General features: G+C 67.8%; 11 protein-coding genes. 7 read left to right on the forward strand and 4 right to left on the reverse strand.

From position 1 onward, the window contains the following. Nucleotides 1–142: 142 nt before the first annotated feature. A complete protein-coding gene (locus tag UAA55_RS27160) occupies nucleotides 143–667 on the reverse strand; it encodes a hypothetical protein (RefSeq protein WP_322956747.1) in 525 nt (174 codons plus the stop codon). 223 nt (nucleotides 668–890) lie between these two features. Between UAA55_RS27160 and UAA55_RS27165 the strand changes: the two genes are divergently transcribed. Then, nucleotides 891–1778 carry an HpcH/HpaI aldolase/citrate lyase family protein gene (locus UAA55_RS27165; protein WP_322956748.1) on the forward strand — a complete coding sequence of 296 codons (888 nt, stop codon included), beginning with the start codon at nucleotides 891–893 and terminating at the stop codon, nucleotides 1776–1778. Nucleotides 1779–1805: 27 nt separating this feature from the next. Here the strand turns inward: UAA55_RS27165 and UAA55_RS27170 are convergent, their stop codons facing one another. The 3 genes from UAA55_RS27170 to UAA55_RS27180 all read right to left on the reverse strand — a co-directional run bounded on the left by UAA55_RS27170 (nucleotide 1806) and on the right by UAA55_RS27180 (nucleotide 4723). Continuing rightward, nucleotides 1806–2822 (reverse strand): hypothetical protein, encoded by a 1017-nt coding sequence (locus UAA55_RS27170; RefSeq protein WP_322956749.1) that lies wholly within the window; start codon nucleotides 2820–2822, stop codon nucleotides 1806–1808. Nucleotides 2823–2876: 54 nt separating this feature from the next. Then, a complete protein-coding gene (locus UAA55_RS27175; protein WP_322956750.1) occupies nucleotides 2877–3902 on the reverse strand; it encodes a hypothetical protein in 1026 nt (341 codons plus the stop codon). 65 nt (nucleotides 3903–3967) lie between these two features. Continuing rightward, on the reverse strand, nucleotides 3968–4723 hold the full coding sequence (locus UAA55_RS27180) for a GNAT family N-acetyltransferase (protein WP_322956751.1): 756 nt from the start codon (nucleotides 4721–4723) through the stop codon (nucleotides 3968–3970). A gap of 351 nt (nucleotides 4724–5074) precedes the next feature. Between UAA55_RS27180 and sdhC the strand changes: the two genes are divergently transcribed. The 6 genes from sdhC (at nucleotide 5075) to UAA55_RS27210 (ending at nucleotide 14250) form a co-directional block, all read left to right on the forward strand. Beyond that, a complete protein-coding gene (gene sdhC, locus UAA55_RS27185; protein WP_198924759.1) occupies nucleotides 5075–5473 on the forward strand; it encodes a succinate dehydrogenase, cytochrome b556 subunit in 399 nt (132 codons plus the stop codon). Between the two features lie 16 nt (nucleotides 5474–5489). Then, a complete protein-coding gene (gene sdhD / locus UAA55_RS27190) occupies nucleotides 5490–5888 on the forward strand; it encodes a succinate dehydrogenase, hydrophobic membrane anchor protein (RefSeq protein ID WP_322956752.1) in 399 nt (132 codons plus the stop codon). 12 nt (nucleotides 5889–5900) lie between these two features. Then, nucleotides 5901–7688 carry a succinate dehydrogenase flavoprotein subunit gene (sdhA, locus tag UAA55_RS27195; RefSeq protein WP_322956753.1) on the forward strand — a complete coding sequence of 596 codons (1788 nt, stop codon included), beginning with the start codon at nucleotides 5901–5903 and terminating at the stop codon, nucleotides 7686–7688. A 26-nt stretch (nucleotides 7689–7714) separates the two neighbouring features. Beyond that, the gene (locus UAA55_RS27200) at nucleotides 7715–8497 is read left to right on the forward strand and encodes a succinate dehydrogenase iron-sulfur subunit (RefSeq protein WP_040844278.1); all 783 of its coding nucleotides are present in this window, start codon (nucleotides 7715–7717) and stop codon (nucleotides 8495–8497) included. A 1377-nt stretch (nucleotides 8498–9874) separates the two neighbouring features. After that, entirely contained in the window at nucleotides 9875–11491 is a 1617-nt protein-coding gene (locus UAA55_RS27205) for a hypothetical protein (protein WP_322956754.1), read from the forward strand. Nucleotides 11492–11577: 86 nt separating this feature from the next. Beyond that, nucleotides 11578–14250 (forward strand): hypothetical protein, encoded by a 2673-nt coding sequence (locus tag UAA55_RS27210; RefSeq protein WP_322956755.1) that lies wholly within the window; start codon nucleotides 11578–11580, stop codon nucleotides 14248–14250.

Raw genomic sequence — 14250 nt, forward strand, 5'->3', positions numbered from 1 at the left:
CCGCCTCGACGAGGTTGGCGCCCTTTTTTCATTGGCTGGGTGCCTTCAGACGTGTGAACCCGCCGACCTGTCGCCCCAGTCCGTGAGAAAGGCCGCCGCCAGGGACGGCGCGATCAACTGGGAACGCCTGGGGCTTCTCCTCTCAGGACTGCTTGGCCGTCACTTCCAGTTCGCAGACGGGCGAAGCCATGCCGCGCGCCGACAGGCGGACATGCATGCCCTGGGCGTCACGCACCTTCAGCGTGGTGGCGGCGCCGGCGGCCAGGTCCATGGTGCGGCCGGCCGTGGCCACCGTGCTGTCGGTCAGGATGTATTCCAGGGTGCAGCGACGGTTGCCGATGTTGCGGAACAGGGCGTCACCCGGGCCGCTGATCTTGAAGCCGAAGCTGCGGCCGTCATTGAAGTCCAGCCGGCCGGCGCAGGGACTGCCGGCGCCCACCACGCATTCCACGTCGCGCGGCGGCGCCTTGGCGTTGCCCACCAGGCGCGGGTCGCGCAGCAGCGGCTGGTTGGCGGTCACAGGCTCCCCCGCCCCGGGCGCGCCTTCCTGGGGCGGAGGAGCGGCTTGGGCCAAGGCGCCGCCGGCGGCCAGGCACAGCAGGCCGCCCAGCAAGGCGCCACGATGCATTGCGGAAAGGGCGGGCGGACGGCGGGTACGCGACAGCATCGGGGAACGGCTCCTCGTGGCAATGGACCGTGCCCCAGGGACGGGAGCGGACGGCCTGTCCTAGGGGTAGCCCCGCCGCAGCCTATGGGCAAGCCGCATGACGCGGGACAAAGGGACGCGAAGCCTGTTACCACGGATGGCAGGCCGCCAGCCGTCGCCTCCATCACAGGCTGGCGTCATGCTGCCCCATTCCCACCGCCCTTTCTTGTACGAGCCGCCTCCCATGTCCCCGACCGCCCGCCCCCGCCGCTCCGCCCTGTACATGCCGGGGTCCAACGCCCGCGCGCTGGAGAAGGCGCGCGACCTGGACGCCGACGTGCTGATCCTGGATCTGGAGGACGCGGTGGCGCCGGACGCCAAGGAGCTGGCGCGCCGGCAGGTGCTGGCCGCCATCGCCGCCGGCGGCTTCGGCCGGCGTGAAGTGCTGATCCGCACCAACGGCCTGGACACGCCCTGGGGCCATGCCGATTTGGCCGCCGCCGCCCGGTCCGGCGCCGACGGCGTGCTGATCCCCAAGGTGGAGTCGGACGAGGCGGTGCGCCAGGCCGACCGGTTGCTGGCCGCCCATGGCGCACCCCGGGAACTGGCCCTGTGGGTCATGATGGAAACCGCCCTGGGCATGCTGAACGCCAGGGAGGTGGCGGGGGCCAGCCCGCGCCTGGCCGGCCTGGTGCTGGGCACCTCGGATCTGGCCAAGGAGTTGCACGCCCACCACACGCCCATGCGCCTGCCCATGATCACGGCCCTAGGCCTGTGCCTGCTGGCGGCCCGTGCCCACAACCTGGCCATCCTGGACGGCGTGCACCTGAACCTGGACGATGACGCCGGCCTGGAGGCCAGCTGCCGTCAGGGGGTGGAACTGGGCTTCGACGGCAAGACCTTGATCCATCCCAAACAGCTGGCGGCCGCCAACGCCGCCTTCGCCCCCGACGCGGCATCCCTGGACCACGCCCGCCGCATCATCGCCGCCCATGCCGAGGCCATGGCCCAGGGCAAGGCCGTGGTGCTGGTGGACGGCCGCCTGGTGGAAGCCCTGCACGTGGCCGAGGCCCATCGCCTGGTGGCCCTGGCGAAGGCGATTGAGGCCGGCATAGACCTACCCGCTCCTTGATCTCTCCCGCTCAGAAAACCCGTACGCTCAGGTGTCCCCCTTCGTGGCGCGGCGTTCCACAGTCACCGGCTGGATGGCGTAGCCGCCGAAAGCCGTCAGCGCCGCCCGCATCGTCGACCAGGCCCAGTTCTCGGGTTTGCCGTCGTTCAACCTGAACCACCCGATGTAGTTCATGGAATAGCCCGGCTCGCGGAACCCCATTTTGTTCAGCTTGCGGCCCACCGCCGCCGTGATCACGCGGCGCAGGGCTGGATTGGCCTCCGCGGACTCGATCTCGCACGGGATCACGGGCTCATTCGTCTTACTGCATTGGATATGAAACTCGCCCCAATTGAAGGTGACGGCCCGGCGACCGGGCCCGGTCACCCCCAGCAGCCACATGTAGGCATCACTGATCTCCTTGATGTTTTGCCTGGCCAGGGCCTCGGCCTTTCCGGCATCCATGGGTATCGATTTCAACGGCGCGGGCAGCTGTGACTCATCCTCGGTGTCCGCGCCCTCGACTTCGCAACCTTCCTGCAGATCCTTCTGGGAACGGTCGTTGAACGCGATCTCCCCGCCGTAGTCGCGGCCGGCGGGGTTGCGCGGGGGGCAGGCCACCGCCGGGTAAGATCCGGTCACGGTCTCGATATCCCCCAGTCCCACGTCGTAACCACCGACCAGCGTGGCGACCATGAAACCGGCCAGCTTGTCGTTGGGCCATTCCGACGGGTCCAGGCGCGCGACGAAATTGCCGGTCTTCCGGTCGGGGGCGTAGCCCAGTTCCTTCAGGTTCGCCCGCCGCCTCTTGGTCAAGGCATGCCGCATCCAAGGCTGCCCCCGGGGACCCGCCGCCTCGCAGGTGACGACCGTTTCATGAGGCGCCCGCCGGCACTGCACGAACTGGTCGCCGTCGTGCGCCTCCACCGCGGCGCCGCGCCCATCCATCTGGTCGGCATGCGCCAGGACGGCGACCGCCTTGGCCAATGTCTGCTCAGGCGCTTCCTTCGCCCGAACTTCCGACGTGATCGCAAAAGCCATCATCAGGCCCGCGACGACGATCATCACGCCCTTCATTGAAATCCCCTTTGATCGGTCTGACCATTAACGAGCGGGCCATTAACGAGCGGGTTTAGAGGTGAGGCGCTCCACCTGCAGCGGCAGGAAGGCATAGGTGCCGAACGCCGTCAGCGCCGCCTGCGCCAGCGTCTCCGCGACGGCCTTGGTGCCGTCACCGGCGGCGCCTGCCTTGAGGGGAAAGACCTGAGCGTAGTTCAGGGAGTAGCCGGGCTCGAGGAACCCCAATTTCTTCAGCCGCCGTCCGACAGCCGGTGTCAGCACGGGCTTGAGCCGGGGATTGATGTCGGCGGACACCACCTCGCACTGCATCGAGGGATCCTCCGCCTTCAGGCACTGAATATAAAAGTCGCCCCAGGAAAAAATGGCGATGTGATGCTCCGGCCCGGTGCCTTCAGCCACCCAGTCCACCGCCTCGGCGATGGCCTTGTATTGCCGGGAGATGACATCCGGCGCGTCGTCCGGCATGGCCGGCGGTCGCGGCAAAGGCTTCTGATCCCCTTCATCCTGCGCCTCCAGACGGCACCCCTGCGCCACGTTCTTGACCTTGGTGCCGAGGAGCACGACAGCCCCGCCATATGGATTCCCGGAAGCGACGCGCGCCGGGCACTCGGCGGCGACAAACCAGCCATATTGCATTTCAGTGTCCTGGCCACTGCTGCCATAACCGACATCCAGGGCATGAACCATGAAGGCCATCAACAGCTTGGGCTCGGGTGGCGCGTCCCATCGCCGGATGAAGTTTCCCGTCTGCCGGTCGGCGGCGAAGCCCAGCTCCTTCAAGGCCGCCCTGCGTTCCTTGGTCAGGACATGCCGCATCCAGGATTGCCCGCGGGTTCCCGCCGCCTCGCAGATGATGGCCGTCTGATGCGGCAGGTGCCGACATTGGACGAACTTGTAGCCGTCATGCACTTCCACCAGCCCGCCGCGCCCCGCCGAATCATCGGAAAAGAGCTGGGTCTGAACGATCCTGGTCAACGACTCCATGGTGGGCTCTTCCGCCTGCGCCAGGACTGGCCCCAGCAGGACCAAAGCCAAGCCCACAAAGACGCCCCTGATCGTCACCATGCCACACCCGGTAGGTTGCCATAGGGGCAATCTACTTCCGGACGTGACATGCATCAACTATGCAACTAATTTTGCTGGCGATATTGATAGCGATAAACGGTCTGGAACCCCATGCGGGCGTACGTCGCCAGTGCCGGCTGGTTGGCGCCGCCCACCTGCAGATAGGCGCGGGCGGCACCCGCGTCCGCCCCCGCCGCCAGCAGGCGGGTCATCAGGCGCCGCGACAGGCCCCGGCCGCGCCGCTCCGGCGCCACCAGCACCTTGTAGACGCCCAGCCAGCCGCGATCGGCGACTCCAAGCGCGCTGCCGGCGTAGCGCTCACCGTCCCAGGCGCTGACGTACAGGGTGGGAACGGCGATGGCGTCCAGCAGGCGGCGCATGGGCTCCCCTTCCCGGGGTGGCAGCGGCAAGGCCGCCGCGTAGCCGGCCAGCAGGTCAGGGGCCGGCGCCGCCTCCACCCGCCAACTCAAGTCATCGTCCGCCGCGGCCAAGCTGGCGGCAACGATATCCGCCGCCTGCACCAGGTTCTCCTCCTGCCGACGGTAGCCGCGCCGATCCAGTTCCGCCGTCAGGTCGGGCGGGGCCAGGGGCGTGATGCGGAAACGCGGGGGCAGGCCTTCGCGGATGTAGGCCGCCTCCGCCCGGTCCACCTTTTCCGCCACCGGCAGCACGCCCGCCGCGAGGCAGGTGACCGAGTTGGACCGGCCGGAGTGTCCCCGTGAAAACCGGAGCAGCCAGCCGTCGTCATGGATGGTCTTCAAGGCGGGCCAGGCGGTCAGGCACAGATCTTCCAGCAGGCGGCACAAGTCGTTGGCGGGCAAGGTGGAAACTTTCGGCGAGCGGGGGCGTTGACCGCACGACTGTAGCCGCCGGCCCGGCGGGCGGCAACGCGACGGGCCGACGGCTGGTCCCTGGAATTCCCATGGCGAGGACATTCCCCTGGCCATGCCGAAAAAATCACGGCACCCATGCGCCGCCCCCCTTGCATTCGCAAAAGTCCGTCCCAGACAGGGCGTTGACGGACAAGGGGCGGGGGCGTAATTGACTTCACATCCTATCCGCCCCCGGCGGTGCAACAATTCGGCCGGCGTCGCGACCCGCATGTCGCGGGCGCCATATGGCCGGTGCGGCACCGGCACCTGATAATCCAAAAGGACGAGGACGCGCGAATCATGAGCGAGACCAGCGTGGCCAAAAAGGCACGGCCGCTGTCGCCCCACCTCCAGGTCTATCGCCTACCCCTGCCCGCCGTGTCGTCGATCACGCACCGCTTCACCGGCATCGCCCTGACCGTTGGCACCCTGGTGCTGACCTGGTGGCTGGTGGCGGCCGCCAGCGGCCCCGACGACTTCGACACGGCGCAGCATGTGCTGGGCAGCCCCATCGGCCTGCTCTGCCTGCTGGGCTGGACCTGGGCCTTCGGCTACCACCTGCTGAAGGGCATCCAGCATCTGATCTGGGATACCGGCACCGGCATCACCAATGCCAGCGCGCAGCGCAGCTCCGCCCTGGTGTTCGGCGGTTCCTTCGTTCTGACGGCGATCGTCTGGATCGCCGCTTTCGCCCTCTGACGGGAGCGCGCATTCCATGGCTTCTACGTCCGACAACGGCTTCCGCACGCGCCTCGGCCGCGTGCGCGGCCTCGGCTCCGCCAAGAGCGGCGGCGCCCATTGGCTCGCCTACCGCATGGTCGCGGTCCTGCTGGTCCCGCTGACCGTCTGGTTCCTGATCTCCATCGTCCGCCTGGCCAAGGCGGAGCATGCCGACGCCATCGCCTGGCTGCACCAGCCGGTGAACGCGGTCCTGTTGCTGATCACCCTGATCGCCACCTTCCACCATGCCGCCGCCGGCATGCGTGAAGTGTACGAAGACTACATCCACGGCAAGCTGGCGCGCCTGGTCGCCATCGGGCTGACCAACGGCGCCGCCATCCTGCTGGCCGCCGCGAGCGTCTTCGCCGTGCTCAAGATCGCCTTCGGGGCGTGAGGAAGGACTGTCATGGCTAACGCCTATCCCATCATCGACCATCAGTACGACGTCGTCGTCGTGGGCGCCGGCGGCGCCGGGCTGCGCGCGACCTTCGGCATGGCCGAAAAGGGCCTGAAGACGGCCTGCATCACCAAGGTGTTCCCCACCCGCAGCCACACCGTGGCGGCCCAGGGCGGCATTTCCGCCGCGCTCGGCAACATGGGCGAGGACGACTGGCGCTACCACATGTACGACACCGTGAAGGGGTCGGACTGGCTGGGCGACCAGGACGCCATCGAGTACATGGTGCGTGAGGCCGTCCCGGCCATCATCGAGCTGGAACACTACGGCGTGCCTTTCTCGCGCACCCCGGAAGGCAAGATCTACCAGCGCGCCTTCGGCGGCATGACCACCCGCTACGGCGAGGGCCAAGCCCGGCGCACCTGCGCCGCCGCCGACCGCACCGGCCACGCCATCCTGCACACCCTGTACCAGCAGAGCCTGAAGCACGAGGCGGAGTTCTTCGTGGAATACTTCGCGCTGGACCTGCTGATGGAAGACGGCGAGTGCAAGGGCGTCCTGGCCTGGAACCTGGACGACGGCACCATCCACCGCTTCCGCGGCCACCAGACGGTGCTGGCCACCGGCGGCTACGGCCGCGCCTATTTCAGCTGCACCTCGGCCCACACCTCCACCGGCGACGGCGGCGGCATGGTGCTGCGGGCGGGCCTGCCCCTGCAGGACATGGAGTTCGTGCAGTTCCACCCCACGGGCATCTACGGCTCCGGCTGCCTGATCACCGAGGGCGTGCGCGGTGAAGGCGGCTACCTGACCAACAGCACGGGCGAGCGCTTCATGGAGCGCTACGCCCCGTCGGCCAAGGACCTGGCCAGCCGCGACGTGGTCAGCCGCTCCATGACCGTGGAAATCCGCGAAGGCCGCGGCGTGGGTGAGCACAAGGACCACATCCACCTGCACCTGGAACACCTGGACCCGGCCATCATCCACGAGCGCCTGCCCGGCATCGCCGAGACCGCCAAGGTCTTCGCCAACGTGGACGTGACGCGCGAGCCCATCCCCGTGCTGCCGACCGTGCACTACAACATGGGCGGCATCCCCACCAACTACCACGGCGAGGTCATCAACCCGACGGCCGAGAACCCGGACCAGGTGGTCCCGGGCCTGATGGCCATCGGCGAGGCCGCCTGCGTGTCGGTGCACGGCGCCAACCGCCTGGGCTCCAACTCGCTGCTGGACCTGGTGGTCTTCGGCCGCGCCGCCGCCAACCGCGCCGCCGAGACGGTGAAGAAGGGTGCGGCGCACAAGACCCTGTCGCAGGACGTGACGGACAAGGCGCTGGCCCACCTGGACAAGGTGCGCAACGCCAAGGGCGGCACCCGCGTCGCCCACCTGCGCCTGGAAATGCAGAAGATCATGCAGAACAACTGCGCCGTCTTCCGCACCGGCGAGGTGCTGGAGGAAGGCGTGGAGCTGATGAAGGGCGTGTGGTCCAAGCGTGACGACATCGCCGTCAGCGACCGCTCGCTGATCTGGAACTCCGACTTGGTGGAAGCGCTGGAGCTGGACAACCTGATGCGCCAGGCCGTGGTCACCATCAATTCGGCGGCCAACCGCAAGGAAAGCCGCGGCGCCCACGCCCGCGAGGACTTCCCCGAGCGCGACGACCACGAATGGATGAAGCACACCACGTCCTGGGTGGATGAGAAGGGCGCCGTCACCCTCGGTGACCGTCCCGTCCATATGTACACCCTGACCGGTGACATTGACGTCATCCCGCCCAAGAAGCGCGTCTACTGACGCCTTAGCCGAACGGACCCGATGCCATGGCCGAGTTCTCCCTTCCCGCCAATTCCAAGGTTCACACCGGCAAGACCACGTCGGTGAAGACGTCCGCCACCAAGCGGGCCAAGACCTTCCGCATCTATCGCTATGACCCGGACAAGGGCAGCAACCCCACCGAGGACCGCTACGAGATCGATCTCGACAAGTGCGGCCCCATGGTGCTGGACGCCCTGATCCACATTAAGAACGACATCGACAGCACGCTGACCTTCCGCCGGTCGTGCCGTGAGGGCATCTGCGGCTCTTGCGCCATGAACATCGACGGGCGCAACACCCTGGCCTGCCTGAAGGCCATCGATGACGTGAAGGGCGACGTCAAGATCTACCCGCTGCCGCACATGCCGGTGGTGAAGGATCTGGTGCCGGACCTGAACACCATCTACGCCCAGTACACCTCCATCAAACCCTGGCTGCAGAGCCAGAGCCCGGCGCCGTCGCGCGAGCGGCTGCAGAGCCCGGAGGAGCGTGAGAAGCTGGACGGCCTTTATGAGTGCATCCTGTGCTTCTGCTGCTCCACCAGCTGCCCCAGCTATTGGTGGAACGGCGACAAGTACCTGGGCCCCGCCATCCTGCTGCAGGCCTACCGCTGGATCGCCGACAGCCGCGACGAAATGACGGGTGAGCGTCTGGACAACCTGGAAGACCCCTTCCGGCTGTACCGCTGCCACACCATCATGAACTGCACCCAGACCTGCCCCAAGGGCCTGAACCCGGCGAAGGCCATCGCCGAGATCAAGAAGCTGATGGTGGCCCGCGCCGCCTGACGTCCCCTTGAAGACGGTCCATGGGGCGCCCTTCGTCGCCCCCGCGCCGAAAAAAGAAAAGCCGCGCCGGTTCGCCGTCGCGGCTTTTCTCATATGCGCCGTCACCGGGTGACCATAGGTCGGCGGCGGGCCGGGACGCACGATAGGCGTGTAAATTTGCAAAGGGTTATGCGATAGCAAGCACAGTCTTGCAAAGACACCATCCCCTGGGGCCAATACCCCACGGGGGTGGCGGACAGCATCATTCCCGGAACAGTTGATGGCCCTGAACACCGCCGCCCCCTCGACCATGGCGAAGGACTCCACGTCGCCATCGCCCTCGCCCAGCCCGCGCACCGCCCCGGCGCGCGGGCGCTACGTATGGGCGATGATCGCGGTGCTGGTGGCGCCCCTGTTGGCGAAGCTGCATCTCATCCTGGGGTTCCGCCTCGCGGACCCGCGCCTGCTGCATTCGGGCCTGGGCGTCGATGTCGTGATGCCCAGAGGGTTGGCCACGCTGGACCCTAATGTCGCCATCACCAGCCAGGCGCTGGGACACCGGGCCGCCCTGGATCTGCTGGCCGGTCATATTCCCTGGTGGAACCCTTATGAGGGCGTGGGCGGCCCCATGGCCGGGGAGATGCAGTCCGCGGCCCTGTTCCCGCTGAACCTGCTGCTGGCCCTGCCCGACGGGCAGCTCTACATGCACCTGTCACTGCAGCTGGTGGCGGGCCTGTTCACGGTGTTGCTGATGCGGCGCCTGGGCACCTCGGCCCTGGCCGCGGGCGTGGCTGGGCTGCTGTTCGAATTCAACGGCACGTTCGCATGGCTGGCGAACGCCGTCGTCAACCCCATCCCCTTCCTGCCCACGGTGGTATTGGGCGTGGAGGAGGTCCGGCACCGGGTGGTGGCCGGCCTGCGCGGAGGATGGGCCTGGATCGTGGCCGGGCTTGCGCTGTCGCTCTACGCCGGCTTCCCCGAGGTCGCCTATCTTGACGGCCTGCTGGTCGGGGCTTGGACCCTGGCGAGGCTGCCGCTTCACACCAAGGCCGACCTGACCGCCTACGCGGCCAGGGTCGGATTGGGTGTCGTCGGTGGCCTGGCGCTGGCCGCCCCCATCCTCATCGCCTTCCTGGGTTACTTGCCGTACGCGTTCGTCGGCGGGCATGAGGGCAACGGCTTTCGCGACGCCCATGTCGATGCGCAGCATTTCGTCAACCTGACCATTCCCTATCTGTTCGGCCGGCTGGCTGATCTGCCCGGGGGGAAGGTGGCTGGTTCTGGGGCAGCGTCGGCGGCTACATGCCCATCGGTCTCATGGCCTTGGCCATCGCCGGCTGCTTCGGACGCCCGTTGCGCGGCTTGCGCTGGACCTTGGCTGCCTGGACCGTGGCGGCCTTGGCCGCGATTTATGGCCTTCCCGTCATCGGCCGGCTCATCACCAGCATCCCGGCCGTCGGCAACGCCGCCTTTTTCCGCTATCTGCCGCCATCGGCGGAATTCTCCGCCGCGATCCTGGCGGGGCTGGCGTGCCAGGACATGATCCAGTCCGGCGCGCAAGCGATCGGGCGCCGCCCGGCCCGGACCCTGCTGGCCGGCGTCCTGCTGGCAAGCGCGACGGCGGCGGCCGGTCTCCTCATCGCCGCCCGCTACTATACCGAGATGCCCCACCCCTCGCACTGGTTCCGGAACGCGCTGTGTGTGGCGGCCTTGACCGTCCTTCTCCTTCTCCTGCTCAGCGTCGCGCGCCTACCCGGCCGGCGGCGTGCCCTGGCGGCCGGTGCCGTCGTCGCGGTCGAAGCCGTCCTGATGTTCGTGGTCCCCACGACGTCCAATCCGCCGAAGGGCATCCTGATCGAGGACGGCGTGCGCTTCCTGCAAGCGCACCTGGGTCTGCAGCGCTTCTTCTCCATGGGCCCCGTCGCCCCCAATTACGGCGCCTATTACGGTATCGCCGGCATCAACCATGACGACCTGCCGTTGCCCCGGTCCTGGGTCGATTACGTGGCGGCACACCTGGACGCCAACGTCCACCACGTCGCGTTCGACGGCAAGCAACGGAACTCGGCTGACGGGCCATCCGTCGAGGAGAACCTGCGCGCCAATCTCGCGGAGTATGAGAAGGTCGGCGTGCGCTATGTGGTGACCGCGGCCGCCGGCAACCCCTTCAGATGGACCCCTCGGGAGTTCCGGGTGGACCGCCCGGGCGGCCTGCCCATCCCGCTCTCCGATGGCGGAACGGCGGTCATCGGCTGGAACCGACCGGACCTACCACAGCCCATCGACGGCGTTGGTGTCCTGATCGGCACCTATGGCGGCAAATCCGACGGTGTGCTGCGGGCATCCATCTGCGCCGACGACATGTGCGCCGACCAAGTCCTTGATCTGGCCCAGGCGACCGACAACCAGTTCCTGCCGATCAAGCTGGACCATCCGCTCCCCCCGCCCAAGGACCGCCTGACGGTCACCCTGCGCAAGACGGGCGCCTACCCCGTGGCGCTCTGGTCGTTCCCGTCCTCATCCGACAGCCGCATGACCTTGGCGGTGGATGGCTACACCGGTCCGCCCCACGAGGTGAAAATCAACATCGATTTGGCGGCCGACGGTCGCGGCCCGTCGCGGGTCTATGACGACCGGGCCATGACCATTTTCGAATTGCCCGATCCGGCACCCTATTTCTCCGCCGAGGGCTGCCAATTGCAGGCGGAAGCGCGGGACAGACTGGTCGCCGACTGCGCGGCGGCCAGTATCCTGAAACGCCAGGAATTGTTCCTGCCCGGTTGGACCGCCGACGTAGTCGGCATGCCGCAGCAGGAGGTTCAGCCGGATGGACCCCTCTTTCAGCGGATCTCCCTGCCGGCTGGGCGCTCGGAAGTCCGCTTCAATTACAGCCCGCCCTATATGCCGGCGGGATACGCCTTGTTCCTGCTGGGGATAGGGGTATTGCTGTGGTCGCTGCATCCCGCTGGACGCCCCTCCTTCCCGCTGGAGACCGGCGACAGCGGTCCTCGCTGACGGTCGCGGTGTTTTCCTGGGGCGCCGTTTTGGAGGGCGAGGATGGCGGGCGTCATCGGAACAGGCCGGTTGCAAAAGTGTCCGCCATGGCCGATGAGGAAGGATCAATCCGCCTCTCCACCACCGAGATGGACGCCTTGCCCAGCAGCTTGATGCAACGCCTGCCGCCACAGCCCACCGGCGCGGAAATCCAGGCGCCTCTGTGGCGCTCCAGCGGCTTCCGAGCCATTACCCTGCTCATCCTCGCCCCCATTTTGGCCAAGCTCGGCCTGATCCTGGGCTGGCGCCTGGCGGACCCGCGTTTCGTCGAAGGCTGGCTGGCCAGCGGCGTCACGCGCGACGGGCTGTCCACGCTGGACCCCAACATCGCCTACACCAGCCATGCCTTGGGGCATCGCGCGGCGCTGGACTGGCTGTCCGGCCACATTCCCTGGTGGAACCCTTATTCCGGCATCGGCATGCCGCTGGCCGGCGACATGCAATCCGCCGCCCTGTTTCCACCCACCCTGTTGCTGGCCCTGCCGAACGGCCAGTTGTACCTGCACATCAGCCTGCAGATCGCATCGGGCGTCTTCACTTGGCTGCTCATGCGGCGCCTGGGGGTCGCGGCGCTGGGCGCCTTCGTGGCCAGCCTGCTGTTCGAGTTCAACGGCACCTTCGCCTGGCTGGCCAATGCCGTCGTCAACCCCATCCCCTTCCTTCCCATGGTGTTGCTGGGGGTGGAAGAGGCGCGGGCCCGCGCGCTGGCCGGCCAGCCGGGCGGCTGGGGATGGATCGCCGGCGGTCTGGCGCTGTCGCTTTACGCCGGCTTTCCCGAAGTCGCCTATTTCAACGGTCTGCTGATCGCCCTCTGGACCCTGGCACGGCTGGCTGGGCTGGGGGGCCGCTCCATGGCGTACATGGCGCGTATCGCCACCGGGACGGTGGCCGGCCTGCTGCTGGCCGCCCCCATCCTCATCGCCTTCGGGGAGTATCTGGGCCACGGCTATCTGGGCAACCATGCCGCCGGCGGCTTCCGCCACTCGCATCTCGACATCCAGCGCCTGCTGACCCTGTTCCTGCCCTATGCCCTGGGCGAGCTGGGTCATACGCCGGACGCGCAAGCCTTCATATTCTGGGGCGCCGTCGGCGGTTATACCGGCCTGGTCCTGGTGGTGGTGGCCGCGATGGCGGTCTGGCATCCCTGGCTGCGCGGGTTGCGGCTGACGCTGGCCGGTTGGTGCGTGGTGGTGACCGGCGCGGTCTATGGCCAGCATGCGATGGTGGCCTTGCTCACCGCCATCCCGGCGGTCGGCGACGCGATGTTCTTCCGGTACTTCAACCCGTCGATCTCGTTCGCGCTGGCCGTGCTGGCCGGCCTGGCCTGCCATGACCTGGCGGAACGGGCGGCAGAACGACGGCCCGGACTTGCCTACTGGGGCGGCTTGGCCGCGGGCGTGGCGTGCATGGTGGCGCCGCTCTGGCTGTCCCATCGGCTGTACATGAACGCCCCCTTCGTGCCCATCCTGGCCCGGTCGCTGATTTACGCCGTAGTGGCGCTGCTGGCCGTCCGCGAACTGGGGGGTGGCACCTTCAGCAACCGCACGCGGGCTTGGGTACTGGGCACCGCAGCCGTCGCCGAAGCGGTGGTCCTGTTCGTGCTGCCCCTGCGCAATTATCCCAAAAGCGGCCGGCTACAGACGGCCGGCGTGGAATTCCTGCAGAACAACCTGGGCCTGCAGCGCTTCTACACCCTGGGGCCCATCCAGCCCAACTACAGCGCCTATTACGGTATCGCGGGCATCAATCACAACGACCTGCCGCTGCCCGCGGCCTGGGTGGACCACGTTTTCAACCATCTGGACAACAACACCATCGAATCGGCCTTCGACGGCCATGACCGCAAGGTGGCGGGGGGGGCCACCGCCCTGGAGAATCTGCGCGCCAATCTGGACGCCTACCGGGCCATGGGCGTGAAATACCTGGTGGCGCCCACCGGCCAAAGCCCCTTCGACTGGAAACCGCCGGGCGTGGCCGTCAGCATGACCGAGGTCTTGCGCCTGGACGACGGCGGCAGCGCCAGCCTGGTCCTGCCGCCTGATCCGTCCATGGCCGCCGACCGCGAGGTGCGGTCGGTCGGCGTCCTGGTGGCCACGTATGTGGGGCAGAGCAAGGGCACGCTGGTCGTGCGCTTCTGCGCCGCCGACCGCTGCGCGGAAGGACGCCGGGACCTGGCCACGGCGGCCGACAACCAGTACCTGTCCATCCCCTTGGACACGCCGGTGCCTTGGGCGGGCCCCATGACCATCACCTTCCGCAAGGTCGGGGGCGACTTCCCCGTTGGGCTGTGGACCACGCCGGCACCGGCACGGGATCCGCAGGTGACCTTGCAATTCGCCTCCCCCGTGGCCGGCGATGAGGTCATGGACATCGTCGAGCTGCCCGGCGCCCGCCCCTATTTCACAGCCGAGGGATGCCGGCTGACGCCAGTCAGCCGTGAGATGGTGACCGCCGACTGCCCCGCCCCGGCCACACTGACGCGCCTGGAACTGTTCATGCCAGGCTGGACGGCAACCGTGAACGGGGCGCAGCGGACAGTCGGCCAGGACGGCCCGCTGTTCCAGAAGGTCGACCTGCCCGCCGGCCGGTCGGACGTGCGCTTCCACTATCAGCCGCCCCATATGGCCTGGGGCTATGCCGCCTTCCTTGTCGGGCTTGGTTTGGCGGCAGCCAGCGCCCTGCCCTTCGCCCGTAACCGACGTTCCGTCGCGATACCCTGA

The organism is Nitrospirillum guanabarense, assembly GCF_034653355.1.
Classification (GTDB): Bacteria; Pseudomonadota; Alphaproteobacteria; order Azospirillales; family Azospirillaceae; genus Nitrospirillum.